The organism is Brevibacillus sedimenti, from assembly GCF_020923495.1.
Classification (GTDB): Bacteria; Bacillota; Bacilli; order Brevibacillales; family Brevibacillaceae; genus Brevibacillus; species Brevibacillus aydinogluensis.
In genome coordinates this window covers 1,595,677-1,621,410 of sequence record NZ_CP064048.1, presented here as the reverse complement: position 1 = coordinate 1,621,410, position 25,734 = coordinate 1,595,677, and the positions used below count along the sequence as shown (strand labels likewise).

24 protein-coding genes and 1 pseudogene are annotated in these 25,734 nt (G+C 55.6%); 3 read left to right on the top strand and 22 right to left on the bottom strand.

The genetic code is table 11. From position 1 onward, the window contains the following. The first annotated feature begins 13 nt into the window (after positions 1–13). Positions 14–1,212 (top strand): annotated as a pseudogene (locus IRT44_RS07995) (CynX/NimT family MFS transporter). Positions 1,213–1,284: 72 nt separating this feature from the next. Here the strand turns inward: IRT44_RS07995 and purN are convergent. The 8 genes from purN to IRT44_RS07955 all read right to left on the bottom strand — a co-directional run bounded on the left by purN (position 1,285) and on the right by IRT44_RS07955 (position 9,162). After that, positions 1,285–1,893, bottom strand: coding sequence for a phosphoribosylglycinamide formyltransferase (gene purN / locus IRT44_RS07990; RefSeq protein WP_171565276.1), 609 nt, complete (start codon positions 1,891–1,893; stop codon positions 1,285–1,287). After that, the gene (gene purM, locus IRT44_RS07985) at positions 1,890–2,930 is read right to left on the bottom strand and encodes a phosphoribosylformylglycinamidine cyclo-ligase (RefSeq protein WP_171565277.1); all 1,041 of its coding nucleotides are present in this window, start codon (positions 2,928–2,930) and stop codon (positions 1,890–1,892) included. Before purM ends, purN begins: the two co-directional genes overlap by 4 nt. A 12-nt stretch (positions 2,931–2,942) precedes the next feature. Continuing rightward, on the bottom strand, positions 2,943–4,361 hold the full coding sequence (gene purF, locus IRT44_RS07980; protein ID WP_171565278.1) for an amidophosphoribosyltransferase: 1,419 nt from the start codon (positions 4,359–4,361) through the stop codon (positions 2,943–2,945). Further along, complete coding sequence (purL, locus tag IRT44_RS07975) at positions 4,346–6,589, bottom strand: phosphoribosylformylglycinamidine synthase subunit PurL (RefSeq protein ID WP_171565279.1); 2,244 nt, start codon at positions 6,587–6,589, stop codon at positions 4,346–4,348. Before purL ends, purF begins: the two co-directional genes overlap by 16 nt. Continuing rightward, positions 6,570–7,262 (bottom strand): phosphoribosylformylglycinamidine synthase subunit PurQ, encoded by a 693-nt coding sequence (gene purQ / locus IRT44_RS07970; protein WP_171565280.1) that lies wholly within the window; start codon positions 7,260–7,262, stop codon positions 6,570–6,572. The genes purL and purQ overlap by 20 nt, the downstream gene beginning before the upstream one ends. A 3-nt stretch (positions 7,263–7,265) precedes the next feature. Beyond that, a complete protein-coding gene (gene purS / locus IRT44_RS07965; protein WP_171565281.1) occupies positions 7,266–7,514 on the bottom strand; it encodes a phosphoribosylformylglycinamidine synthase subunit PurS in 249 nt (82 codons plus the stop codon). After that, complete coding sequence (purC, locus tag IRT44_RS07960; protein WP_171565282.1) at positions 7,507–8,226, bottom strand: phosphoribosylaminoimidazolesuccinocarboxamide synthase; 720 nt, start codon at positions 8,224–8,226, stop codon at positions 7,507–7,509. Before purC ends, purS begins: the two co-directional genes overlap by 8 nt. Before the next feature lie 744 nt (positions 8,227–8,970). Further along, positions 8,971–9,162, bottom strand: a complete 192-nt coding sequence (locus IRT44_RS07955) for a hypothetical protein (protein ID WP_171567451.1) — start codon at positions 9,160–9,162, stop codon at positions 8,971–8,973. Between the two features lie 242 nt (positions 9,163–9,404). Between IRT44_RS07955 and IRT44_RS07950 the strand changes: the two genes are divergently transcribed. After that, positions 9,405–10,604 (top strand): iron-containing alcohol dehydrogenase, encoded by a 1,200-nt coding sequence (locus tag IRT44_RS07950; protein ID WP_212132216.1) that lies wholly within the window; start codon positions 9,405–9,407, stop codon positions 10,602–10,604. A gap of 223 nt (positions 10,605–10,827) precedes the next feature. Next, entirely contained in the window at positions 10,828–11,943 is a 1,116-nt protein-coding gene (locus IRT44_RS07945; RefSeq protein ID WP_171567449.1) for an aminopeptidase, read from the top strand. A gap of 489 nt (positions 11,944–12,432) precedes the next feature. Here IRT44_RS07945 and IRT44_RS07940 read toward each other — a convergent pair whose 3' ends face one another. The 14 genes from IRT44_RS07940 to IRT44_RS07875 form a co-directional block, all read right to left on the bottom strand. Continuing rightward, a complete protein-coding gene (locus IRT44_RS07940) occupies positions 12,433–13,209 on the bottom strand; it encodes a hypothetical protein (RefSeq protein WP_171567448.1) in 777 nt (258 codons plus the stop codon). A 47-nt stretch (positions 13,210–13,256) separates the two neighbouring features. Further along, positions 13,257–14,567 carry a VWA domain-containing protein gene (locus tag IRT44_RS07935; protein WP_171567447.1) on the bottom strand — a complete coding sequence of 437 codons (1,311 nt, stop codon included), beginning with the start codon at positions 14,565–14,567 and terminating at the stop codon, positions 13,257–13,259. A gap of 48 nt (positions 14,568–14,615) precedes the next feature. Beyond that, positions 14,616–15,281 (bottom strand): Tad domain-containing protein, encoded by a 666-nt coding sequence (locus tag IRT44_RS07930; protein WP_171567446.1) that lies wholly within the window; start codon positions 15,279–15,281, stop codon positions 14,616–14,618. Beyond that, positions 15,282–15,695 (bottom strand): TadE family protein, encoded by a 414-nt coding sequence (locus IRT44_RS07925; RefSeq protein WP_171567445.1) that lies wholly within the window; start codon positions 15,693–15,695, stop codon positions 15,282–15,284. 63 nt (positions 15,696–15,758) lie between these two features. Beyond that, positions 15,759–17,024: a vWA domain-containing protein gene (locus tag IRT44_RS07920; RefSeq protein WP_230077710.1), complete on the bottom strand. Its 1,266-nt coding sequence runs from the start codon at positions 17,022–17,024 to the stop codon at positions 15,759–15,761. Between the two features lie 242 nt (positions 17,025–17,266). Beyond that, positions 17,267–17,467 carry a hypothetical protein gene (locus tag IRT44_RS07915; RefSeq protein WP_171567443.1) on the bottom strand — a complete coding sequence of 67 codons (201 nt, stop codon included), beginning with the start codon at positions 17,465–17,467 and terminating at the stop codon, positions 17,267–17,269. Between the two features lie 36 nt (positions 17,468–17,503). Continuing rightward, positions 17,504–17,683, bottom strand: a complete 180-nt coding sequence (locus tag IRT44_RS07910; protein WP_171567412.1) for a hypothetical protein — start codon at positions 17,681–17,683, stop codon at positions 17,504–17,506. A 29-nt stretch (positions 17,684–17,712) separates the two neighbouring features. Then, a complete protein-coding gene (locus IRT44_RS07905; RefSeq protein ID WP_230077709.1) occupies positions 17,713–18,120 on the bottom strand; it encodes a YciC family protein in 408 nt (135 codons plus the stop codon). A gap of 441 nt (positions 18,121–18,561) precedes the next feature. After that, the gene (locus tag IRT44_RS07900) at positions 18,562–19,716 is read right to left on the bottom strand and encodes a hypothetical protein (protein WP_171567441.1); all 1,155 of its coding nucleotides are present in this window, start codon (positions 19,714–19,716) and stop codon (positions 18,562–18,564) included. A gap of 20 nt (positions 19,717–19,736) precedes the next feature. Further along, on the bottom strand, positions 19,737–20,954 hold the full coding sequence (locus IRT44_RS07895) for a vWA domain-containing protein (protein WP_230077708.1): 1,218 nt from the start codon (positions 20,952–20,954) through the stop codon (positions 19,737–19,739). Positions 20,955–21,369: 415 nt separating this feature from the next. After that, positions 21,370–22,791: a vWA domain-containing protein gene (locus IRT44_RS07890; RefSeq protein ID WP_230077707.1), complete on the bottom strand. Its 1,422-nt coding sequence runs from the start codon at positions 22,789–22,791 to the stop codon at positions 21,370–21,372. 208 nt (positions 22,792–22,999) lie between these two features. Beyond that, on the bottom strand, positions 23,000–24,256 hold the full coding sequence (locus IRT44_RS07885; protein ID WP_230077869.1) for a vWA domain-containing protein: 1,257 nt from the start codon (positions 24,254–24,256) through the stop codon (positions 23,000–23,002). Between the two features lie 268 nt (positions 24,257–24,524). Further along, complete coding sequence (locus IRT44_RS07880; protein WP_230077706.1) at positions 24,525–24,737, bottom strand: hypothetical protein; 213 nt, start codon at positions 24,735–24,737, stop codon at positions 24,525–24,527. A 122-nt stretch (positions 24,738–24,859) separates the two neighbouring features. Then, positions 24,860–25,732 (bottom strand): type II secretion system F family protein, encoded by an 873-nt coding sequence (locus IRT44_RS07875; protein WP_230077705.1) that lies wholly within the window; start codon positions 25,730–25,732, stop codon positions 24,860–24,862. Positions 25,733–25,734: the final 2 nt, after the last annotated feature.

Below are 25,734 nucleotides of genomic sequence, written 5' to 3'. Positions count from 1 at the left end.
GAGGAATCCTTTCATGACCAATCGTGATGACGTCGCTTCCCGTCCGCTGCCGACGGGAAACATGCTGCTTGTCGCGGGCATCATTCTCGTCGCCTTCAACCTGCGCCCCGCCCTCACCTCCGTAGGGCCGCTGATCGGCTCCATCCGAACGGATACAGGCCTGTCCGGCAGCATGGCGGGTTTTTTGACCACGCTGCCGCTCATCGCCTTTGCCGTCCTGTCCCCGATCGCTCCAAAGATCGCAGAACGCTACGGGAATGAACGGACCATCTGGGCGGGACTGTGTATCTTGCTCGTCGGCATCATCCTCCGCTCGCTCGGGGGACTGCCGCGTTATTTGCCGGCATGGGCCTGATCGGCTTGGGAATCGCCATTTCCAACGTGCTGCTGCCGGGGCTCGTCAAGCGGCGGTTTCCGGACAGGATCGGACTGATGACGAGTGTGTACACCACGGCGATGGGCACCCTCGCTGCGCTGGCGTCCGGTCTTAGCGTCCCGCTGGCCCAGGCGCTGCGTCTCGGATGGCAGGGAGCGCTGGCCTGCTGGTCCCTGCTGACCCTCGTCGCGCTGGTTGTGTGGCTGCCGCAGCTCCGTGCATCCGTCCACATCACAAGCGACCAGGGCAAAGCGTCCGACAGCAGCCGACTCTGGCGTTCACCGCTGGCCTGGCAGGTTACCGTATTCATGGGATTGCAGTCGTTTGCGTTTTACTGCACCATTGCCTGGCTGCCGGAAATCCTCCATCACCACGGCATGAGCACCTCCACCGCCGGTTGGATGCTCTCGATCCTGCAGTTTATCAGTCTGCCGGCCACATTCCTGGCACCGGTGCTGGCCACCCGCATGACCAACCAGATGGGCATGGCCCTGGTGATCGGTCTGTGCTTTCTGGCCGGATTCGGCGGGCTGCTGGTCGGTGAAAACAGCCTGCTGCTGTTTGGATCACTGGTGCTGCTCGGCATCGGGCTGGGAGCCAGCATCAGCCTGGCGATGACGATGATCGTCCTGCGAACAACGGACACGCATCAGGCTTCCGCGCTGTCCGGCATGTCGCAATCCGTAGGGTATTTGCTGGCCGCCGTCGGGCCGATCCTGATCGGACTTTTCTACGATTGGACCGGTTCGTGGACGTTCCCCCTGCTGACGCTGCTGGCGGTCAGCCTGCTGATGACGATCGCCGCTGTCGGGGCGGGACGAAACAAATACGTCTAAGTAGGCCCCTATGGCACGAAACAAAAAAAGGCCCTCCGCCACGGGAATCACACCCGTCGCAGAGGGCCGCTGTTATTTCTCCAGCCGCACGTGCCGCCCTTCCAGCCTCATCCGGCCGGTCAGCAGTCGTCCGATCACGTCGACCAGCAGTTCGTGCTCCACTTCATGAATCCGGGCAGCGAGGCTTTCTGCCGTATCCGTCTCGTGCACCGTCACGGGAACCTGCGCGATTATCGGTCCGGTATCCAGACCGGCATCGACGACATGTACCGTTACTCCCGTTACCTTCACCCCGTAGGCGAGAGCCTGCCCGATCGCATCCTTGCCGGGAAAGGCCGGCAGCAGCGAGGGATGCAGGTTGATGATCTGTCCTTCATAGGCGGACAAGAGCGTCGGCCCCACCAACCGCATGTACCCGGCCAGCACGACCAGCTCGACGTCCCGCCTGCACAGCTCGGCGACGATTTCTGCCTCAAACGCCGCCTTGTCCGGGTACGCTTTCGGCTCAAACGCGAACGCTTCCACGCCCAATCGCGCCGCCCGCTCCAGCACTTTGGCTCCCGGCTTGTCACAGACGAGCAGTACCACTTCCGCGCCTTCCAGCCGGCCGCTTTTCGTCGCCTGCACGATTGCTTCAAAATTGGAACCGCTGCCCGAGGCAAAAATGGCTATCCGTTTCACCACGTCACCCCGTTGTAGACGACGCGCCGCTCGCCCGCCCGAATTTGACCGATCAGGTACGGCTGTTCGCCCATTTGCTGCAGCGTGCCGATCACGTTGACGACGTCGTCCTGTTTGACGACCAGCACCATCCCGATGCCCATGTTGAACGTGCGGTACATGTCGGCCGGGTTGATGCTGCCCGCCTCCTGCACCAGCCGGAAAATCGGCAGCACCGGCCAGGAACCGACGTCGATCACCGCCTGCGTTCCCTCGGGCAGGACGCGCGGAATGTTTTCCGTGAAGCCGCCGCCGGTGATGTGGGCCATCGCCTTGATCTCATAAGACTGGAGCAGCGAAAGAATCGGCTTGACGTAAATCCGGGTCGGCGTCAGCAGCTCTTCCCCCAGTGTTTTGCCGAGCTCGTCCACATGGTCGTGTAGCGACATTCCCCGATCCGCCAGCAGCACTTTGCGCACGAGGGAAAAGCCGTTGCTGTGCACGCCGCTGGAGGCAAGCCCCACCAGCACGTCACCCGGCTTTACATCAGCACCGGTGATCAGCTTATCTTCGTCCGCGACACCGACGGTAAACCCGGCGATGTCGTACTCGCCTTCCGCGTACATGCCCGGCATTTCCGCCGTCTCCCCGCCGATCAGCGAGCAGCCTGCCTGGGTGCAGCCGTCGGCGATGCCCTTGACGATTGCCTCGATCTTTTCCGGAATCACTTTGTCGCAGGCCAGGTAATCGAGGAAAAAGAGCGGTTCCGCTCCCTGCACGACTACGTCGTTGACGCACATCGCCACGGCGTCGATGCCGATTGTGTCGTGTTTGTCCATGGCAAACGCGAGCTTCAGCTTGGTGCCCACGCCGTCCGTGCCCGAGACGAGCACCGGTTTTTTGTACCGGGACACATCCAGGCGAAACAACGCGCCAAATCCGCCCAAATCAGTCAGCACCTCGGGACGGAACGTCCGCTTCACATGCTTTTTCATCCGCTCTACCGCTTCGTTGCCCGCCTCGATGTCGACGCCTGCTTGCTTGTATGCTTCGCTCATGGTTTCACCCTCTTAACACTTGTCTGCCGGCAGTGCCGCCTCAAATTCAATCTCCGTGGGATACTGGCCGGTGAAGCAGGCCAGGCAGTGGCCGTTGTTGGGAGCCGCGTCCGTACGGCCGATCGCTTCGATCATGCCCTCCACCGACAAAAAAGCCAGCGAGTCCGCGCCGATGATGCGGCGAATCTCTTCGACCGATTTGGTGGCGGCGATCAGTTCGTCCCGGGTGGATGTGTCGATGCCGTAGAAGCAGGGATTTTTCACCGGCGGCGAACTTACCCGCACGTGCACTTCCCGCGCCCCCGCCTCGCGCAGCATGCGGACAATGCGGCTGCTGGTCGTGCCGCGCACGATCGAATCGTCGATCATCACCACCCGCTTGCCTTCCACCACCTTGCGCACGGCGGACAGCTTCAGGTGTACGGCCCGTTCCCGCAGTTCCTGCGTCGGCTGGATAAAGGTGCGTCCCACGTAGCGGTTTTTAATCAACCCGATCTCGTAAGGAATGCCGGTCGCCTCCGCGAAGCCGATGGCCGCCGAGATGCTGGAATCGGGCACGCCCGTCACCACGTCGGCCTCCACCGGCGCCTCCAGCGCGAGCTGCTTGCCCAGCCGCTTGCGGGCCATGTGCACGTTGATCCCGTCGATGTCGCTGTCCGGACGGGCGAAGTAAATGTACTCAAACGTACAGATGGAACGGACGGTTTTGTCCGTAAACGTCGTCTCGCGGATGCCGTCCTCGTCGATGATGATCAGCTCGCCCGGCCGGACGTCGCGCCAATACTCTGCGCCGATGATGTCAAAGGCGCACGTCTCGGAGGCTACGCAGACGGCGTCGCCCAGACGGCCGAGCGACAGCGGACGCAGACCGTTCGGGTCGAGCGCAATAATGAGCTGCCGCTCGTTCATCACCAAAAGCGCATATGCGCCCTTGATGTGCTGCAGCGCTTCCCGGACCGCTTCCGCCAGATCGCGGCTTTGCGAACGGGCGATCAGGTGGGCGATCACTTCGGTGTCGCTCGTCGTCTGGAAAATGGAACCCTTGGCCTCCAGCTCTTTTCGCAGCACAGAGGCGTTGACCAGGTTGCCGTTGTGGGCGACGGCCATGCTGCCGTGCGCGTAGCGGAAAAAGAGCGGCTGCGCGTTTTCGATCTTGCTCGCCCCGGCCGTGGTGTAACGCGTGTGGCCGATGGCGATATGGCCGCGAAACTTCTCCAGGTCGCCCTTGCCAAACGCCTCCGAGACCAGCCCCATGCCGCGGTGCTTGTACCACTTTTCACCGTCGGAGGCGCAGATGCCCGCGCTCTCCTGGCCGCGGTGCTGCAGGGCGTGCAGCCCCAGATAGGTCAGCGGGGCTGCTTCCCGGTGGTTGTAGATGCCAAAGACGCCGCATTCTTCGTTCAGTTTGTCCCAGATCAACCGATCAAACATGGAATCGCATCCTTCCAAGCGGCTTTCAAATCGGCAAGCGGCGCATGGATCACTTCCGTTCCGTTGACGTTCACCACCAGTCGCTTGCCGCCAGTCGTTCCAATTACCTGTGCCGGCACACCCCGTTCTTTTGCCAGCGCCAGCACGGCGTCCGTTTGTTCTTGTGCGACGCTGAGCAGAATGCGCGATTGCGACTCGCTGAACAGCAGCACGTCACTGCGCAGGTCGGACTCAAGCGAAACGGTTGCGCCGATCTCGTTGCCAAAGCACGATTCCGCCAATGCGACGCCAAGTCCTCCTTCCGACAGATCGTGCGCAGATTTTACCAGCCCCTGGCGAATGGCGTCGTACACCAGTTTCTGCACGGCCGCTTCTTTTGCCAGGTCAATGTGCGGCGGACGTCCCGAGATGGAGCCTGTCGCCCATTTTTGATACTCGCTGCCGCCCAGTTCGGCGTAGGTCTCCCCGAGGAGGATAATCGCGTCCCCTTCGGCCTGGAAATCCTGGGTGGTGATGTGATCGACGTCCGCGATCAGACCAACCATGCCGATGGTCGGCGTCGGGTAAATGGCGTCGCCGCTGCGTTCGTTGTAAAACGACACATTACCGCCGATGACCGGTGTGTTCAGCGCGAGGCAGGCTTCGCTCATGCCGTCGACCGCTTTTTCAAACTGCCAGAACACCTCCGGCTTCTCGGGATTGCCAAAGTTGAGGCAGTCGGTGATCGCCAGCGGTTCGGCACCGGAACATACCACGTTGCGGGCCGCTTCCGCCACGGCGATTGCGCCGCCCACCTGCGGGTCGAGGTAGACGTAACGGCCGTTGCAATCCGTGCTCATCGCCAGTGCCTTGCGGGTGCCGCGAATCATTACCACGGCCGCGTCCGAACCAGGTTTGACCGCGGTATTGGCGCGGACGATGTGGTCGTACTGTTCGTATACCCACGCCTTGTTGGCGATCGTCGGCTGAGACAGCAGGGCTTTCAGCGTTTCGTTGGCGTCAGCCGGTTCGGGGATGGCCGCCACCGGATCGACGTTGGCGTTCGCTTCGTAGTACGCCGGCACAGCCGACGGTCTGTGGTAGACCGGCGCGTCATCCGCCAGGGTCTTGACCGGCACTTCCGCCACTACTTCGCCGTGGTGCAGCAGGCGCAGCATGCCGTCGTCCGTCACACGGCCGACAACTGCCGAAGCCAGGCCCCACTTGTCAAAAATGGCGATCGCTTCTGCTTCCTTGCCTTTTTCCACGACGACCAGCATGCGCTCCTGGGATTCGGAGAGCATCATCTCGTAAGCGGACATGCCCGCCTCCCGCTGCGGGACCAGGTCGAGGTTCATCTCGATGCCGTTGCCCGCCTTGGAGGCCATCTCCGCGCTGGAGCAGGTGAGACCAGCCGCGCCCATGTCCTGAATGCCGACGACGATGCCGGTGTCGATCAGCTCCAGGCATGCTTCCAGCAGCAGTTTTTCCATGAACGGGTCGCCTACCTGTACAGCCGGCCGCTTTTTCTCCGACTCGTCGTTCAATTCCTCGGAGGCGAATGTCGCGCCGTGAATGCCGTCCCGGCCGGTGCTGGCCCCCACGTAGATAACCGGGTTGCCGACGCCCGTCGCCACCCCTTTTTGAATCTTGTCGTGGTCGATCAGGCCGACGCACATCGCGTTCACCAGCGGGTTGCCCTCGTAGGTGGCGTCAAAGTTCACTTCGCCGCCCACGGTCGGGATACCGATGCAGTTGCCGTAGCCGGCGATGCCCGCCACCACGTTTTCAAACAGGTATTTCACGCGCGGCGAGGTCAATTCCCCAAAGCGCAGCGAGTTCAAAAGCGCCACCGGTCGGGCGCCCATCGAAAAGACGTCGCGGATGATGCCGCCCACCCCGGTTGCCGCCCCTTGGTACGGCTCGATGGCGGAGGGATGGTTATGGCTTTCGATCTTGAAGACGACGGCCTGGTTGTCGCCGATGTCGACGATCCCGGCCCCTTCGCCCGGTCCCTGCAGCACGCGCGGCCCGCTGGTCGGAAAGCGGCGCAGCACCGGCTTGGAGTTTTTGTACGAGCAGTGCTCCGACCACATCACGCTGTAGAGTCCTGTCTCCGTCCAGTTCGGCTTGCGGCCGAGGATGTCCACGACGCGCTGATATTCTTCGTCAGTCAAGCCGATCTCCCGGTACAGGCGCTGGTCGGCGATTTGATCAGCGGTCGGTTCGTTACGAGTGAGCTGTGACACTGTTTTTTTCCCTCCATGTCTTCAGAATCGAGGTAAACAGGCGCCGGCCGTCGGCGGAACTCATCCATTCGTGCACGGCCCGCTCCGGGTGAGGCATCATGCCGAGCACGTTGCCCCGTTCGTTGCAGATGCCGGCGATGTCATCTATGGAACCGTTCGGGTTTTCCCCTTCGTAGCGGAAGACGATCTGGTTGTTGGCCTGCAGCCGTGCCAGCGTCTCGTCGTCGCAGTAGTAGTTGCCTTCGCCGTGAGCGATGGGAATCCGGATCACTTCACCCGCAGCGTAGTCGCGGGTAAACGGCGTGTCGTTGTTGACCACGCGCAGCGGCGACAGCTTGCAGCGGAACTTCAGCGAACGATTGCGGAGCAGGGCGCCCGGCAGCAGTCCGACTTCGGTCAGGATCTGGAAGCCGTTGCAAATGCCCATCACCAGCTTGCCGTCCTCAGCTGCCTTGACCACCTGTTCCATCACCGGCGAAAACCGGGCGACGGCCCCGCAGCGCAGGTAGTCACCGTAGGAAAAACCGCCCGGCAGCAGGATGACATCGTAGGCGGAGAGGTCGGTCTGTGCGTGCCAGACGTAATCCACCGGCACTTCCATCACGTCTTCAACGGCGTTGTACAAGTCGATGTCGGCATTGGAACCGGGAAAGACGATTACGGCTACTCGCATGGCTCAGCCCTCCACGATGTCAAAGCGGTAGTCTTCAATCACGGTGTTGGCCAGCAGTTTTTCACACATCGCGCGGACGCGCTCCTCCGCCTGCGCCCGGTCGGCCGTGTCCAGCACCAACTCCATGTACTTGCCGATGCGCACGTCTTTTACTTCGTCAAACCCAAGGGTGTGCAGCGCTCCCTTGACTGCGTGTCCTTGCGGGTCGAGCACGCTTTGGCGCAGCGTCACGTATACAACAGCTTTACACATGTGCTTCTCCTCCCAATCGTTTCAGCATTTCCCGATACGCTTCTTCCACATTGCCGAGATCGCGGCGGAAACGGTCCTTGTCCAGTTTCTCCATAGTCTCGGCATCCCAGAACCGGCACGTATCCGGCGATATTTCATCCGCCAGAAGAATCTCTCCCTCCGGCGTGCGTCCAAACTCCAGTTTAAAGTCGACGAGAATCACGCCGCGCTCGCGCAGGTACTCCTGCAGCACCTCGTTTACCTGCAGGCCGATACGCTCCAGCACGGCCAGGTCGTCTTCGCTGGCGACTCCGAGCACCTTGATGTGCGAGTGGTTGACCAGCGGATCGCCCAGTGCGTCGTCTTTATAGTAAAACTCCACGACCGGGTGCGGCAGGGCCGTTCCCTCCGCCATCCCCAACCGCTTGGCCAGGGAACCGGCCGCGATGTTGCGGACGACCACTTCCAGCGGAATGATCTCCACTTTGCGGACCAACTGTTCCGTGGGCGACAGCAGGCGGATAAAGTGGTTGTCGATGCCCCGCTCTTTCAACAGCGTGAAAAAGATGGCGGTGATGCGGTTGTTCAGCTCACCCTTTCCGGTGATGGTGCCTTTCTTTTCCCCGTTGAACGCGGTCGCATCGTCCTTGTACTCCACCCAGTATTGATCGGCCAAAGACGTACGATAGATGCGCTTTGCCTTACCTTCATAGAGTTGTTCCCGTTTTTCCACTTCCGGAGTCACCTTCCCCGAGCAAAGGTTGCGTAATGCGTAATATACACGAACATTTCAACTCAATTAAAACACAATTATACGCATTTATCAACGAAAATGAGCAGATTAGCATTCGACAAACGTTCGGTAATTTATGCAATTTTCCCCGACCACTCAAATTTAACATTCGGCAAACAATCATGTACGCCATATTCTTTCCCTGTCCCGGGAGGTTCAGTCTGCGCTCCGCCCTCAAGAGAAGCGAAGCCAATCAGCCGCTGGCTGCCGCAGCAGAAAAGAAGAAAAGTCCGGATTCCCGGACTCAGACTAAAGACAAACGGTTCATTGAGTTAGCGTCCACAAAAAATGATTTCCAGGCCGAAAGGCCTGCCCATTCATCAACCGAAGCGGAAGACAATGGGCATCGCATGGAGGGATGGGCCAAGCGAGCTCCTTTGACGACCGGCTCAGCGGAAAAACGAAGACGCGGGGACCAACAGGGGACACAAGTCTCACTTCCTCGAAATACCCAGATGTTTGTCCCCTGCCCGCGTCTCGTTTTGGAGCGGACTTCATCCGCTTCTTTGCTGGGCGTCAAGCGAGCGAGCGGGGCCGATCTCCCATGCGCCGCGGACTTTGTCTACACGCTGAGTCCGGATTCCCGGACTCAGACTAAAGACAACCTGCATTTTTCATTAATATTTTCCAGGAACCGATCTTCCCATCGGTTCCCGGCAGGGCACCATCACCATGACACCGCGTTCACTCCATTTTCAACCGCTCTTCACGCATTTCGGCAACAGATTTCGCGTCGCGATGTTCAAGCGCTTCGCCATACTGCAGCGGCGGTCTGATCTCCACCATCGGAGCGGCGCTTTCGTTCTCCAGCAGGCTCATCTCGGCCGGATCGCCGACATTTCGCATGGCGGGCGGAAACCGGTTTTCCGCAGTCATCTGCAGTTCCCTCCAGTCTTCATGGAATGCTGTTACGATGTAGGATGACCAGCTTGACGAAAAAAATCCAAAATCCCTGATTTTTACATCTGGTGCACAGCCGCCCCCCAGGTCTGAAGTGGTACAGAGCGACTTGTCTCAGCTTGAGGGCAGCCGGGTGACTTACGCTTAAACTGCGGCGGCTTTCCTTTTTTATGCTACACTGGTAGAGGATAAATTTATCGGGGAAAGGATGAGTCCACATGTTTCCGTTTGAGGTATTATTCCCGACCCGGATTTTCTTTGGCACCGGCGAAATCGCCCGGTTGGGGCGGGAAGCGAAAGCGCTCGGCCGCAAAGCGCTGCTCGTCACCGGCGGCCGTTCGGCCAAACGGACCGGTCTGCTGGACCGTGTGCAGTCGCTTCTGGCGGAAGAACAGGTGGAGTACGTGCTGTTTGACAAGATAGAACCCAACCCGCGCACCACTACCGTCGACGAAGGAGCGGCTCTCGCCCGCGAACACGGCTGCGACTTTGTCATCGCGCTCGGCGGCGGATCGGTGATGGACGCCTCCAAAGCGATTGCGACGGTGGCCCTCTCCGGCCGACCGATCTACGATTACCTGCGCGGCAATCCCTCTGGTACGGCCAAAGAGCTGGTGCCCGTGCAGGAAGCCCTCCCGCTGCTGACCGTGCCCACCGTGGCAGCGACCGGGTCGGAAGCGAACAACATCAGCGTGCTGACCCACTGGGAAACCCACGAAAAATCGTCGATCAACGGCCCGGGTCTGTATCCGAAGGTGGCGATCCTCGATCCGGCGCTTACCTACACGGTGCCGCCGCACGTCACCGCGGAAGCGTGCGCCGACATCTTCGCCCACCTGTTTGAATCGTATCTGATCAGCGCGGAAGGCACGCATGTGCAGGACGGCTTTACTGAGACGCTGATCCGGCTGGTTGCAAAACACTCGCTCACGGCCATCCGCCAGCCCGATCACGAAGAAGCGCGCGCCACGCTGCTGTGGGCAAGTACGCTGGCGATCAGCCCGTTTACCCTGTCGGGGCGCGGAGCCGGCTATCCGCTTCACGGCGTAGAGCACCCGCTGAGCGGCTATTACGACATGGCCCACGGGCGGGGATTGGCCATCTTGTCCCTGCCGTACTTTGAACAGATCATTCTGCCCGACCGCCCGGAGCGGCTGGCGCGCATGGGGCGTCAGTGCTTCGGGGTCACGGAAACAGACGACCATGCCGCCGCACGGGCGACGATCCAAGCCGTCCGCAGCTGGTACGAAGCGATGGGCATCACGCAGCGCCTCTCCGACTTTGGCGTCACCCGCGACGCCCTGCCGGAATTGGCACGGGATGCAGTGCAGATCGGCGGTCGAGGTGCCGGCCATCTGGCAAGCTCCCGTCCGCTGCATGAGCAGGATGTCATCGCCATCTACGAAGCCTGCCTGTGACACTTGGGCTGCGTCACCTTTGCGAAGCGGTCCGCCTCCCCTCCCGGACGACTGCCTGGCCGAATGCCGGTCTGGCCGGACATTCGGGCGGTTGACCGTGTGCGTTCATCCAATCAGCCAGCCCCGCCATGCATGTGGCGGGGCTTGGCTTGCATACAGACGGAAGAAAATCTATACTTGCAGATATAGTAAAAAAATTTTTACTACTGGAGGGTTCCACACGATGGCAGATCCACGGATTAACGAACTGGCCAGCCGTCTCATCCGCTATTCGCTTAATTTGCAAAAAGGAGAAAAAGTGCTGATCGAAAATATCGGCGTGCAGGTGCCGCTGGTGCGCGCCCTCGTCCGCGAGGCGTTTGCCGTAGGCGCCCTCCCGCTGGTGACACTGAAGGATCAGGAAGTGCTCCGGGCGCTGATCCAGGGGAGCAACGAGGAACACATGGAACTGATCGCCAAACACGAGCTGACGCGCATGCAGGACGTCGACGCATACATTGCGGTGCGCGCGTTTGAAAACATCAACGAGTTTTCCGACATTCCCGAAGAAAAGATGGGCCTCTACTCCCGCATTTACTACAAACAGGTGCACTTCGGCGAGCGCATCCCGAAAAAACGCTGGGTCGTGCTGCGCTATCCCAACAAGTCGATGGCGCAGTTGTCCAACATGAGCCTGGAGGGTTTTGAAGATTTCTACTTCTCCGTCTGCAACCTCGACTACGCAAAAATGTCCAAGGCGATGGACCCGCTCAAGGAACTGATGGAAAAGACCGACCGCGTCCGCATCATCGGCCCGAAAACAGACCTGCGCTTCTCCATCAAGGGAATCCCGGCTATCAAGTGCGACGGCAAGCGGAACATCCCGGACGGTGAAGTGTACACCGCGCCGGTTCGCGACTCCGTGGAAGGCACGATTTACTTCAACACACCGACCAACTACCACAGCACCTCGTTTACCGACGTGCAGCTTACGTTTAAGGAAGGCAAAATCGTCGAGGCGACCAGCTCCAACACCAAAGCCCTGAATGAAATCCTCGATACGGACGAAGGCGCCCGCTACATCGGCGAATTTGCCATCGGCTTCAATCCGCACATCCTGCACCCGATGCAGGACATCCTGTTCGACGAAAAAATCGCCGGCAGCTTCCACTTCACGCCGGGCAGCGCCTACGACGTGGCCGACAACGGCAACCGCTCCTCCATCCACTGGGACATGGTGCAGATCCAGCGTCCGGAGTACGGCGGCGGCGAAATCTGGTTTGACGATGTCCTGATCCGTAAAGACGGCCGGTTTGTCCTGCCGGAGCTGGAAGGACTCAACCCGGAGAATCTGGTGTAAGCATGATGAAGACCGCAGGTGTTTGCACCTGCGGTCTCAGCGTTAGACAAAGTCCGCTGCGCCTGGGAGATCGGGCCCGCTCGCTCGCTTGACGCCCCGCACAGAAGCGGATGAAGTCCGCTCCAAAACGAGACGCGGGCAGGGGACAAACATCTGGGAATTTCGAGGAAGTGAGACTTGTGTCCCCTGTTGATTCCCGCGTCTAGCGTTTTTCCGCTGAGCCGGTCGTCAAAGGAGCTCGCTTGGCCCATCCCACCATGCGATGCCCATTGTCTTTTGCTTCGGTTGATGAATGGGCAGGCCTTCCGGCCTGGAGATCAATTTTTGTGGACGCTAACTCAATGAATCGTTTGTCTTCAGTCTGCGACCGCAGGTGTCTGCGCCTGCCATCTGCAAATAAAAAAATTCGCTCAAAAGACTCGATTGCAAAGCAACTCACCGAATAATAGAGTGCCAGGGTGATCTTTCTTTCTTACACAGCTCATTTCGTCATCGTACAGGTCTGGCGTCATACCAGTATCGAAAATAAGCGATTGGCTCTTCTGATCTATACGACCATTGATCCCATACGCTGCTCTTTTCATCGGTCCATTTGGTTATCACCGGGCGGTATTCACCGGGCTGGACAACGATGGGAAGCGATGCAATCGTGTCCAATGATTCCTTCCGGTCATCAAACAATTCAATCTTCAGCCGTACTTTCATCGGCTCGTCTGTATAGTTTTTCACCATAAACAGATGGCGGTAATCTTCGCTGGAACAGTTCCGCCAACACGGTAGCGGAGAGGAAAACACCAGTTCTACACGTATCTTTCCATCCCTGATGTTCTCGTCCTTCGCAAACACTTTCTCGGCGTGCTTCAATATGTTGACATATTCCCATTTACCGGACAAAGGATACATGAGAAATCCCAACACACCCAAGTGTGCAAGTAAACCCAATATGAACAAGGCACCCTGTTTGGTTTGGTGAAACCGTTCTGGGTGTTTAAAGTAATCATGGATTAAACCGAAGAGTACAGCAACTAATAAAAAGAAGCCTAACAACATAAGCACAAGAGCCATAATCGCCATTTCTGATGGAGAAGAAAAAAAAGGGAGTCCATAGACGGATTGGAAATGCCAATGGGCGGAAACAACGATCCCCAGCATGGCCAGGTACAAATACAAGCCGATGCGTTTCAGTACACGTGACGAGTACTTAATACCAAAAACTACAAACAACAATGGAATTGAAGAGGTTATGCAGACAATAAACTGTTCCATTTTGACCATCTCCGCTATTCTATGTAAGTGTGACGCGACCAACTGCTTTACTCTCCCCGGTATTTTCGCTCAATTTCCTCCTTCATCTCTTCAAACGATTCCTCGGTCAGGTTAAGCAGATAGTCGGTCAGCTCTTCCTTTGAGCGGGTGACCAACGCCTCGCGCTCCTGCCGCATCCGGGTCAGGTACGTTTTTGCCTGGCTGCCAATCTTCCCGGTGGCGGCCAAATACTCGATTGCCGCCCCCACGTTCAGACTTTCCCGCCAGTTCTTTTCATACCAATCACGGTCGTACATATCGATCCACTTGTGCCTGTCGATGCGCACAGCTTCCGCCTCTGTCAGCGCGTCCCGCTTCCACATATCCCACTTCTCCGCGATCTCCCGGGCTCTCTCCAGCTCCGCCTGGAACTGCTCCTGATTGGTCACATTCGCGTACAACCCTTCGGCCGCCTGGGCAATTTGCTTGAGCTGTTTCTGCCCATCGGCATTGACGTCGAACCCGATGACATTCAAAAGTGGCATGACATGCGAGTTGGAAAGTTCCTTGGCCGCGGCAACCGGATCGCCGTCACACGTCTCAATCCCGTCACTGACCAGATAAATCACGTTGGTATTGTTCTCGGCTCCGTACGTGGCCAGATCCGCCTGTGCCAACTGCAAAGAGCGGGCAATCGAGGTCCAGCCGGTCGGTTCAAACTGCTGCAACGCCTCCTCCAGCCTCTGCGCATCGAACGGCTGCAGCGGATAGACCAGCTCGCTGCTGCCGCACGAGAGCTGTTTGTGCTTATCAGCATTGCTGCCTTTATGTCCATAGACGCGCAGGGAAACCCTCGCTCCCTCAGGGAGGCTTTCGGCAAATGCTTGAATTGCTTCCTTGGCCAACTGCATTTTGGTCTTTTCACCGATTTTTCCGGCCATGCTTCCACTCGCGTCCAAAATGATCTCCACGTTGAAATGCTCCTTGAACTGGAGCCGGGTATCTTCTATGTCGGGGTTGCCGAAAGACGCCACACGCCAACGGTCCACAACAGTCTGGGGGCTCGCGTAGTCTTCGGCAAACAGGGCAAGCAGTTTCTCCCCGTACACTTGCACCATCGCTTCATCCACACCGTCTACCAGGAGGGGCAGGCGATCCAGTATCTTCGCGATGTCACTGTGCTGAGGATGGTTGGTCAGATAAAAATGGGTGCCGGCCAGCGGGCCCGGTTGTGCGGCAATCAATTCCTGCGTCGTCTGCGGCAAGCGGGAAGTGTCCGGCGCTGAGCCTGTAACGGCCGTCCCCCATGAACAGCCGCCAAGGGACATAATCAGAATCAAGCCGCCCAGCATACGAGTCCATCTGTTAATGAACGTCATGTAGTGATTCTCCTCCCCGGCTTTTGTAAGTCTGCTGTGTCGTCATGCTTACAAGGTGATGCGTTTTCCGCCCCATCCCATTACTTCGGCAAAAGCGATCCGCCTGCTTTTCGCCGTCTGCTTCACCTTTTCCGTAACCGTGTTTAGAAATGCCAATCCAAAAGTATCGCTCTGGTACCGGACCGATGTCTCCACCTCAATCCGCATGTCGCTGTCAAACATGGTGACGACCGATCCGCTGCGCGTCGCACCGTTGGCTTGCAAAATTTCTCCTGCTGCTTCGCGAATTTTCCGTTGTGCAGACTCCAAACCTTGATAGAGATAACCATACAGCACACCATTTGCCGGTACATGTGAAAGCAGCACGTTATCAATGGCACGGTAGCGGACCTCGCTTTCCGACCAATCAGGATGAATGCTGCGCAGCCGCATCGTTTCCAAATCGACTTTCACCATGATAAAGTCCGGGTCCAGCATGCCAGCTATGGAACTGTCGTATTCACGGATGGCTTCCTCCGCCTCTTCGTAAATGATTTGCACGGCTGCGATGCTCGCCTGCTGCGCGCTGTTGGCTGCCACTTCCTTGTCCACAAAGATCGTGGACATGTTGAAAAGCAGCGTGAACATGACAAGAGACAAAAAGAAAAAAATCGTCAGAACAAAAACAGTCATATTACCCCGTTGGTTGCCAAGCAGCTGTTTCACCTGTTCCATTCAATGAACCACCCGTCCCCGTACCTCGCGGCCAAGCGAAATGACTTTGTCTTTCTCCGCCATGTGCTGTTTGATTACGTCAGGAATGAAAAACAGGTCGAGATTGACACCGATTCTCGCCGTAAAGTAGCTGCCTTCATCGGAAATGTGTGAATCGCCGCTGTCATAGGAAATGCCCCCTCCAGCAGAACGTACAATTCGCTCCGCTGCGCTCATCGCCTCGTTTGTATTTCTCGTGACAGCATATACTTTGGCCGCCTCATTTGCAGCCGACTGGGCGATGATGACGGCGTAGACACCGGTTAAAAACTGCCAGAGAATCAGCAGAATGAGAAAGACAAGCGGCAAAATCCCGAGAAACTCCACGGTGACAGAGCCTTTTACATTGTTCAGACAGCGGATTGATTTCCTCATTTGTAATGTCACCTCCGTTTGCTGGCTACTGCCTTCGCACACCTTTTTTCTCCCGTCGATTTGTTACTGTGCCTGCACGTTTTTGCTGTACTGCTGGTTGATCGCCTCAATGGCTTCTTTGTATGTTTTCACGTTCAAATTTCTAAGGAACGTCTCCAATTCGTCTCCTCGCTGCCGAATCAATTTGTACTGTGCTTTTTCCATCTCATCCAGTTTGGAAATGGTTCTTTTATCCAATATCTCTTTCTTTTTCATGTCTATAAGGGCAGAGGAAAAATTATTGCTTTCCTGTATCCCCATATTTTTCCAGTGTATTGAAAAATTAAGAACCTCCCTTTTTTGAGAAATATATTTTGATAAGGAATCATCAGATGCGCCAATTTTCCACTTCCTCCACTTGCGGGCAATCTCTTTGGCTTGCTCAAATTCCTCCTCCAGTTCCTTTTGATCCTGGATCAGCACATAACGGCCTTTTGCCGCTTCCGCCACCGCTTTGAGCTGGCGCTGTGCTTCTCCATCCACTCCGAAGCCAACAACGTTTACGATCGGCGTCACGTCAGAGTCTGCCAACTGTTTGGCCACCTGTACCGGATCGCCGCCGCACGTCTCAATCCCGTCACTGACCAGGTAGATGATGTTGGTGTTCTTCTCCCCTTTGTACGCCTGCAAATCTTGCTGCGCCTGCTCCAGGGCGAGAGCAATCGGCGTCCAGCCCGCCGGCTTGAACTGTGCCAGCGCACTGTCCAGCTTTTGTTTGTCGTACGCCTGCAGGGGATACATCACATCGCTTTTGCTGCAGGAGCGCGCTTTGTCTGCTTCCGATCCCGTCCCCTCATGCCCGTAGACGCGCAGTCCCACCCGCGCACCGTCCGGCAGGGAAGCGGCAAACGAACGGATCGCTTCCTCGGCCGCTTCCATCCTCGTCTTGCTCCCCGCCATATGGCCCATGCTGCCGCTTGCGTCCAGCACGATCATCACGTTGTACTGCTCCTTGAACTGATAGCGCGGATCATCCATGTCCGGACTGCCAAACGAGGCCAGCTTGATCTGATTGATGATTTGCTCCGGTTCCGGATAATCTTCGGCAAACAGCCCGAGCAGCGCGAGGTAGTACAATTCGAGTATTTCTGCATCGGGGTTCTCGATGTTCGGGAATTGCCGCAGTACCTTTTTGATTTCCTCACTTTGATGGCCATACGGGACTCCGGCAAAGCGTCCCGGCGGCAGCTTGTAAAACTCCTCCGCTGTCTCCGGGAGTTTGGTCAGGCCTTCCGGGATCATGGATTTTAGCAGCTGTATTTTTTCCTCTCGGCTTTTTGGCGTGTCCACTGTAGATTCCCCTGTCTGATGATCCGCAGCAGAATGGTGCGTGGGGGCACCTGACGTTTTGGGATCAGCTGGTTTCTCCTGATCGGATGAGCAGGCTGACAAGACAAGCAAACACGCCAGGAGGGCAGAGAGCAGCTTATTCGCGTGTGCCTTCATAGCCGAAACCTTCCTTTTTTCGCAAAAATCAATCAGCAGTCCGCTCCCCTCTTCCCTTGATCACACCGTTTCAGTCGTTGGCGAATCTAGTTTGTCGCATGTTTCTTTTTGACGAGATTCAGGTGATTTCGCTTGATAAACGGCAACACAGCCGCAAGAATGAGCAAATCAAGGGGAAATTCTTTCCGGATAATCGCCATCAAAGCAGTGGCGGGAACGATTAAGGCATAAAAGTAGATCACCATGAACTTCCAAAAACGCTGCCAGTTTTGTACCGACTTGGACATGTTACACACCTTCCCTCCGCAATGATTGGAGCATTATCACTGCGCATTTTTTCGGCGAAGCTGCTCCATAGCCGACTGTTCAATAAATGGAAAGGTTATCCAGATTGCAAAGAGCGCGAATGGAATCGGCTCCCCCAATACGATAAAGAGACAAGAAAGCGGCAGCATGACACCATACATGATGACTCCTGCAATGTTCCAAAACCGCTGCGACACGACATTTCGCTCCTTTCACCTAATTGATGCTAGCCTTCCACTGGTTCCAACCCTTTTACCTCGCTTGGTTCGCTGATCCATTGATGGGTATACATGGTGAAAATTACGGTGATCAGCGGGAATACGATCACGTTGAGCAAAAGCTGCGTAAACCAGACCGCCCCAAAACTGGTCGTAATGTAGATGACGGAGGCAAACCCGGCCATGCTGATCAGCCACTGGACGGCACTTGCCAGCAGAATCAGGCCGAGAAGCGGCACAAAATGCCGCTTTGCCAGTTCAAAGGAGGAACGCATGCATTTCCAGGGGGATCTCTTTTTCAGCACGACCAGAAACGGCGTAAGGCAAAACAGGATCAAGAGAACCACCCCCGGCACGACAAACAGCACCATCCCCAGACACACTGCCAGCGCATAGACGATCCCGAACAGAAACACGGAGAAGCCGTTCTCAAAGAAGGTACGGAACGCATGGCGAAGCGGCCGTTCCTCCCCTCCAGTTGGCTTTTCACGTATTGGACAAACACAATCTGCACAACGGTCAAAAACACAAGCATCAGAAATAAGTTGTAAAAACTGGACACGACCGGGGCTCCGGCCAGCGCAGCCAGAAAACTGACGTAATTGATCGTAACATTATGAACCAGCAAAAACGGCAGCAGAATCACACCCGACAGAAGCAGCAGCGCTTCGATATGTCGCGCGTAAAAGCGTATGCTTTCTTTCAGCGGATTCATTGATCTGCACCTCCTTGTGTTCCTGTCCGCTCAGGGATTGCGCAGAGTGTCAAAAACTTCAGACTGCATAATCTCCCTGTTTTTCTCTTCAAAAGCTTGTTTCATTTTTTACATCGGTCATTGAGCAGTGCCGCTTCCTCCGTTAAGAGGAAAACCATCCAAGTACCTTGCCAATACCTTTGCGAACCGAGCTGATGCGTTTTGACAGCGCTCCTCCCGAGGCTTTGTTGTACCATTTCACCAATCGGGCTCCTGCCCAGAGTACGAACCCTGTCGCGACACATGCAAATGCTATTGCCTGCCATCCAGGAATAGTGGAGGTGATCACCCCTATGTCCATCAATGTGCTTCCCAGGTTGCCTATCCCGTCCACAAACTTCTCATTCTGTTTTTCCTCACCCAAATCGGGATCGTACGCCTGCCTAAATTGGCCGACCATGTTAAAGAAGTCAAATGGCAAACTGATTGCTGCAACAGCGACGTTTAAGCCAGTTACAACGCCAGGCACTCGTACAGTACCAGCATTAGCGGGTGCATATCTTTGAAAAACAAATTTGTAACTGTCATACGCCCCTTTGGCATCCAGACCATCCAACGTGAGTCCAGGCAGATCGCTATACGGTGTATCCTGGAGGGCGATATCAAGTCCTTTTACGCCAACTCTGAATAAAACTTTGCCATAGCTGGCTCCTGCCTGCCCAGCCGTTACCGTTCCTCTTTCCACTAGTTCTTTGGAATAGTTGAGAGTCCCGCCAATGATCTCCTTGTAGGACAACTCCGCCAACTTGTATGCTAATGTCTCGGTAAAGGGCTGGGGTTTAGCTGACCGCCCGTCCTGCTTCAGACTGTGGGGCGTTAGGTCAGGCACGCTGATGTTAGGCGGGCGGAGATCTGGCACATCCATGGTAGGAGGCTTCAATGTGGGTACTGTGCCGTTTCGCGGCTGCAAGTCAGGTACGTCCCATCGAGGTGCTTCCAATTTCGGCACGTCCAGTTGCGGTACGTCCCATCGAGGTGCTTCCAATTTCGGTACGTCTAATTGCGGAACATCCCAATGCGGTGCTTCCAATTTCGGTACGTCCAGTTGCGGCACGTCCCATTGCGGTGCTTCCAATTTTGGCACGTCCCATTGGGGAGCCTGCAAATCGGGAACTGGCAGTTTGGGAACATCATACGTTCCCCCTCCCAGGTTTGGTACGTACGGCCGCGCCACTGCAACCACTGGGAATACATTCATCAACAGAATCAACAAGGCGAAGATACCAGCGAACCAGGCTCTTCTTCCTCTACTCCTCACAAACTTTGCTCCTCCTTGCATCAGTTCTTTTCTTTTACATTTGCGTTATATTTCTGGTTGATCGCGTCAATGGCTTCTGTGTATGTTTTGTCGTTCAAACTTTCAAGGAACGTCTCCAATTCGTTTCGTCTCTCCTGAATCAATTTGTCTTGTTTATTTTTGATCTCTTCCAGTTTGGCAATGGTGTTTTTATCTAAAACTTCCCTATTCATGTATGATAAGGCAGCGGTGATATTATAGCTTTCCCGACTTCCCTTTTTTCCCCAGTCAAATCCAAAATGAAGAATCTCCAATCCTTGAAAAAGATGCTTGGAAAAGGCATCATGAGAGGCGCCACTTTTCCACTTCCTCCACTTGCGGGCAATCTCTTTGGCCTTCTCAAATTCCTTTTCCAGTTCCTTTTGATCCTGGATCAGCACATAACGGCCTTTTGCCGCTTCTGCCACCGCTTTGAGCTGGCGCTGTGCTTCGCCATCCACTCCAAAGCCGACGACGTTTACGATCGGCGTCACGTCAGAGTCAGCCAACTGTTTGGCCACCTGTACCGGATCGCCGCCGCACGTCTCAATCCCGTCGCTGACCAGGTAGATGATGTTGGTGTTCCTCTCCCCTTTGTACGCCTGCAAATCTTGCTGCGCCTGCTCCAGGGCGAGAGCAATAGGCGTCCAGCCCGCCGGCTTGAACTGAGAGAGCGCACTGTCCAGCTTTTGCTTGTCGTACGCCTGCAGGGGATACATCACATCGCTTTTGCGGCAGGAGCGCGCTTTATCTGCTTCCGATCCCGTCCCCTCATGCCCGTAGACGCGCAGTCCCACCCGCGCACCGTCAGGCAGGGAGGCAGCAAACGAACGGATCGCTTCCTTGGCTGCTTCCATCCTCGTCTTGCTCCCCGCCATATGGCCCATGCTGCCGCTTGCGTCCAGCACGATCATCACGTTGTACTGCTCCTTGAACTGATAGCGCGGATCATCCATGTCCGGGCTGCCAAACGAGGCCAGCTTGATCTGATTGATGATTTGCTCCGGTTCCGGGTAATCTTCGGCAAACAGCCCGAGCAGTGCGAAGTAGTACAGTTGCATGATTTCCGAATCCGGGTTTTCGATGTTCGGGAATTGCTGCAGTACCTTTTCGATTTCCTTATGATGCTTGCCATAATCAAGACCGGCAAAGCGTCCCGGCTGCTGCTTGTAAAACTCCTCCGCTGTCTCCGGGAGCTTTGTCAGGCCTTCCGGGATCATGGATTTGAGCTGCTGTATTTTTTCCTCCCGGCTTTTTGGCATTTCCGTAACTGTTGATTCTCCTGTCTGATGATCCGCAGCAGGTTGGTGCGTGGGATCGTCTGGCGCGTTGGAATCGGCTTGTTTCTCCTGATCGGATGAGCAAGCTGACAAGACCAACAAACATACCAGGAGAGCAGATAGAAGCTTATTCGCTTTTGTCTTCATAAACAGCGACCTTCCTTATAGCGTGTAGATAAAGTCCGCAGTGCATGGGTGATGGGCCCTTTCGCTCGCTTGCAGACCAGCACCGAGGTGGATCTGTCCGCTTCAAAATGTGACGCGGGCAGGGAACCCATCACTCCACGCCAGGTACTTTATCTCCACCTTCGGTTGAATGTGCAGGCCTTGCGGTCTGCAACCGCTGGGGAATCAGCTACTCTTCTTTTACATTTGCGTTATATTTCTGGTTGATCGCGTCAATGGCTTCTGTGTATGTTTTGTCGTTCAAATTTTCAAGGAACGTCTTCATTTCATCTCCTTGCTGCTGGCTCAATTGGTTTTGGGTTTCTTGAATCTCTTTCAGTTTGGCAATGGTACTTTCGTCTAAAACTTCCCTACTCATGTATGAAAAGGCAGAGGTGATATTATAGTTTTCCCGTTTTCTCTTTGTATCCCAGGTAAATCCAAAATGAAGAATATCCCCTTTTAGAAAAAGATACTTGGAAAAAGCATCATGAGAGGAACCTCTTTTCCACTCCCACCACTTGCGGGCAATCTCTTCAGCTTGCTCAAATTCCTTCTCCAATTCCTTTTGATCCTGAATCAGCACATAGCGGCCTTTTGCCGCTTCTGCTACCGCTTTGAGCTGGCGCTGCGCTTCTCCATCCGCTCCGAAGCCGACGACGTTTACAATCGGTGTCACGTCAGAGTCCGCCAACTGTTTGGCCACCTGTACCGGATCACCGCCGCACGTCTCAATCCCGTCGCTGACCAGGTAGATGATGTTGGTGCTCTTCTCTCCTTTGTACGCCTGCAAATCTTGCTGCGCCTGCTCCAGGGCGAGAGCAATCGGCGTCCAGCCCGCCGGCTTGAACTGAGAGAGCGCACTGTCCAGCTTTTGCTTGTCGTACGCCTGCAGGGGATACATCACATCGCTTTTGCTGCAGGAGCGCGCTTTATCTGCTTCCGATCCCGTCCCCTCATGGCCGTAGACCCGTAACCCTACTCGCGCACCGTCAGGCAGGGAGGCAGCAAACGAGCGGATCGCTTCCTTGGCCGCTTCCATCCTCGTCTTGCTCCCCGCCATATGGCCCATGCTGCCGCTTGCGTCCAGCACGATCATCACGTTGTACTGCTCCTTGAACTGATAGCGCGGATCATCCATGTCCGGGCTGCCAAACGAGGACAGCTTGATCTGGTTGATGATTTCCTCCGGGTCCGGGTAATCTTCGGCAAACAGCCCAAGGAGGGCAAGATAGTACAGTTGGATGATTTCTTCATCGGGGTTTTCAATGTTCGGGAATTGCCGCAGTACCTTTTTGATTTCCTCACTTTGCTTGCCATACGAGACGCCGGCAAAACGTCCCGGCGGCTGGTTGTAAAACTCCTCCGCTGTCTCCGGGATCTTGGTCAGGCCTTCCGGGATCATGGATTTGAGCAGCTGTATTTTTTCCTCCCGGCTGTTTGGCGTTTCCGCAATTGTTGAATCACCTGTCTGATGATCGGCAGCAGGTTGGTGCGTGATGGCATCTGGCGTGTTGGAATCGGCTTGTTTCTCCTGATCGGATGAGCAAGCTGACAAGACCAACAAACATACCAGGAGAGCAGATAGAAGCTTATTCGCTTTTGTCTTCATAAACAGCGACCTTCCTTATAGCGTGTAGATAAAGTCCGCAGTGCATGGGTGATGGGCCCTTTCGCTCTCTTGAAGACCAGCACTAAAGTGGATATGTCCGCTTCAAAATGTGACGCGGGCAGGGAACCCATCACTCCACGCCAGGTACTTTATCTCCACCTTCGGTTGAATGTGCAGGCCTTGCGGTCTGCAACCGCTGGGGAATCAGCTACTCTTCTTTTACATTTGCGTTATATTTCTGGTTGATCGCGTCAATGGCTTCTTTGTATGTTTTGTCGTTCAAACTTTCAAGGAACGTCTCTAATTCGCGTCCTCGCTGCTGGCTCAATTGGTTTTGGGTTTTTTCGAGCTCTTCCAGTTTGGCAATGGTGCTATTATCTAAAATTTTCCCTTCCATGTGTAAAAAGGCAGAGAATAAATTATAGCTTTCCCGACTTCTCCTTTCATCCCAGATAAATCCAAAATGAAGAATCTCCAAACTTTGAGAAAGATGTTTGGAAAAGGCATCATAAGAAGCACCACTTTTCCATTTCCACCACTTATCAGCAATCTTTTCAGCTTGCTCAAATTCCTTCTCCAGTTCCTTTTGATCCTGGATCAGCACATAACGGCCTTTTGCCGCTTCTGCTACCGCTTTGAGCTGGCGCTGTGCTTCTCCATCCACTCCGAAGCCAACAACATTTACGATCGGCGTCACGTCAGAGTCCGCCAACTGTTTGGCCACCTGTACCGGATCTCCTCCGCACGTCTCAATCCCGTCGCTGACCAGGTAGATGATGTTAGTGCTCTTCTCTCCTTTGTACGCCTGCAAATCTTTCTGCGCCTGCTCGAGAGCGAGGGCAATCGGCGTCCAGCCCGCCGGCTTGAACTGAGAGAGCGCACTGTCCAGCTTTTGTTTGTCGTACGCCTGCAGGGGATACATCACATCGCTTTTGCTGCAGGAGCGCGCTTTATCTGCTTCCGATCCCGTCCCCTCATGGCCGTAGACGCGCAGTCCCACCCGCGCACCGACAGGCAGGGAGGCAGCAAACGAGCGGATCGCTTCCTTGGCCGCTTCCATCCTCGTCTTGCTCCCCGCCATATGGCCCATGCTGCCGCTTGCGTCCAGCACGATCATCACGTTGTACTGCTCCTTGAACTGATAGCGCGGATCATCCATGTCCGGGCTGCCAAACGAGGACAGCTTGATCTGGTTTATGATTTCCTCCGGGTCCGGGTAATCTTCGGCAAACAGCCCAAGGAGGGCAAGATAGTACAGTTGGATGATTTCTTCATCGGGGTTTTCAATGTTCGGGAATTGCCGCAGTACCTTTTTGATTTCCTCACTCTGCTTACCGTACGCGACACCCGCAAAACGCCCCGGCTGCTGCTTGTAAAACTCCTCCGCTGTCTCCGGGAGCTTGGTCAGGCCTTCCGGGATCATTGACTTGAGCAGCTGTATTTTTTCCTCCCGGCTTTTTGGCATGTCCACTGGTGATTCTCCTGCCTGATGATCCGCAACAGAATGGTGCGTGGGGGCATCTGGCGCGTTGGCATCGGCTTGTTTCTCCTGATCGGATGAGCAGGCTGACAAGACAAGCAAACACGCCAGGAGGGCAGAGAGCAGCTTATTCGCGTGTGCCTTCATAACCGAAACCTCCCTTTATCAGCAATAATGATTAATAATAAAGCCTAATTATGTATAGCAAGATGCAGGCATGAAGATGTCGCCTGCATCTTCACCGACTGATCTATTATTGTCCAATTTTTTTAATGATATTGGACAGCGTTTTGGAAATAGCTTCCCCCACGCTTTCTTCACCATTATTAAAGTACAACTGAATTGCCGCAAAAATCGCCAGAATCACCCCGGCCAGCGCAATCCACTCAATTGCCTGGGCCCCTTTTTGGTTGTTCAGGGAAACCAGCATTTTGGCATACCATTTTTGAATCGTGTTTGTCAGCATGTTACAAATCCTCCTTCATGGATATAAAAGATTTTGATTCCGCATACTTGCAAACTTCCCGATTATTTACACTGCCAGACTGAGAAAGGGATCACCCCCTTTAAAGGCCATGTGTTATTTGCTTACCATGCGGAAAACATCGTGGCGTTCTCCAGGATGTTTAGCACCATCAAACCGCCGATCAGGGCGATCGCGGTGGGCGCGACGACGAATGTGGTGATCAGGGTTACTTTTGGTGAGGCTTTCGCCGCTTTCTCCTTGATCAGTTCCTTGCGTATGCGCCGCATGTTCTCGGACTGGATTTTGAACGTGACCGCGATCGGAACGCCGAGGCGCATCCCTTGTATCAGCGCTTTGATCAGCATTTGAAACTCCGGGTTGTCATTGCGCCGCAGCAGATTCTCGTACGCTTTTTCCCGCGGCACCCCCAGATCCAGCTCCTGATTGAAACGGGCGAACTCCTCCTGCAGCGGCCCGGGAAAAAACTGGATTACCGAGCGCAGCGATTGGTCCAGACTGACGCCCGCCTGCAGCGTCACGCTTACCGTGTCGAGAAATTCGGGCAGATCGTAGCGAATCTGCTCCTGCCGCTCCCTCGCCTTTCTTTTCAGCAGGATGATCGGCAAAAAGTAGCCGACCATCGGCCAGACGACCAGGCCGTAGGGGGCGAGCGGAAAGCCGAGGACAAAGAACACGGTGCCGACGATGACGCCAATCAGGGCGAGCAGGATTTTTGTCCCCTGGAAGCGTTCCACACTCAAATCCAACGGGCGGCCCGCTTTCAGCAGCCACTCCTCCACCTCGTGCGACTCGCTGAAGAAGTTGATCCTCTGCCCCAGTGCCGCGTAATCGTCGCTGTACTGCAGCAGTTTTTTCAACCACTTTTCGGAAGTCGTTTCCCGCTTGCGGATTTCGTATCCCGGCCTTCCCGTGGTTTCGTGAATGTGGGTGAGCAGCTTTTCCCTCTCGACGGAATAGCGGTAGGATTCTTTCAAAA

Excerpts from the sequence above, each read along its gene's own strand:
- IRT44_RS07925 (WP_171567445.1), bottom strand. The coding sequence starts at position 15,695 with ATGAGGAAATCAATCCGCTGTCTGAACAATGTAAAAGGCTCTGTCACC.
- purS (WP_171565281.1), bottom strand. The coding sequence starts at position 7,514 with ATGTGTAAAGCTGTTGTATACGTGACGCTGCGCCAAAGCGTGCTCGAC.
- IRT44_RS07955 (WP_171567451.1), bottom strand. The coding sequence starts at position 9,162 with ATGACTGCGGAAAACCGGTTTCCGCCCGCCATGCGAAATGTCGGCGAT.
- IRT44_RS07880 (WP_230077706.1), bottom strand. The coding sequence starts at position 24,737 with ATGCTGACAAACACGATTCAAAAATGGTATGCCAAAATGCTGGTTTCC.
- IRT44_RS07885 (WP_230077869.1), bottom strand. The coding sequence starts at position 24,256 with ATGCCAAAAAGCCGGGAGGAAAAAATACAGCTGCTCAAGTCAATGATC.
- purM (WP_171565277.1), bottom strand. The coding sequence starts at position 2,930 with ATGAGCGAAGCATACAAGCAAGCAGGCGTCGACATCGAGGCGGGCAAC.
- IRT44_RS07945 (WP_171567449.1), top strand. The coding sequence starts at position 10,828 with ATGGCAGATCCACGGATTAACGAACTGGCCAGCCGTCTCATCCGCTAT.
- IRT44_RS07890 (WP_230077707.1), bottom strand. The coding sequence starts at position 22,791 with ATGAAGACAAAAGCGAATAAGCTTCTATCTGCTCTCCTGGTATGTTTG.
- IRT44_RS07950 (WP_212132216.1), top strand. The coding sequence starts at position 9,405 with ATGTTTCCGTTTGAGGTATTATTCCCGACCCGGATTTTCTTTGGCACC.
- IRT44_RS07940 (WP_171567448.1), bottom strand. The coding sequence starts at position 13,209 with ATGGAACAGTTTATTGTCTGCATAACCTCTTCAATTCCATTGTTGTTT.
- purQ (WP_171565280.1), bottom strand. The coding sequence starts at position 7,262 with ATGCGAGTAGCCGTAATCGTCTTTCCCGGTTCCAATGCCGACATCGAC.
- IRT44_RS07935 (WP_171567447.1), bottom strand. The coding sequence starts at position 14,567 with ATGACGTTCATTAACAGATGGACTCGTATGCTGGGCGGCTTGATTCTG.
- IRT44_RS07915 (WP_171567443.1), bottom strand. The coding sequence starts at position 17,467 with ATGTCCAAGTCGGTACAAAACTGGCAGCGTTTTTGGAAGTTCATGGTG.
- IRT44_RS07895 (WP_230077708.1), bottom strand. The coding sequence starts at position 20,954 with ATGATCCCGGAAGGCCTGACAAAGCTCCCGGAGACAGCGGAGGAGTTT.
- purF (WP_171565278.1), bottom strand. The coding sequence starts at position 4,361 with ATGTTTGATCGGTTGATCTGGGACAAACTGAACGAAGAATGCGGCGTC.
- IRT44_RS07930 (WP_171567446.1), bottom strand. The coding sequence starts at position 15,281 with ATGGAACAGGTGAAACAGCTGCTTGGCAACCAACGGGGTAATATGACT.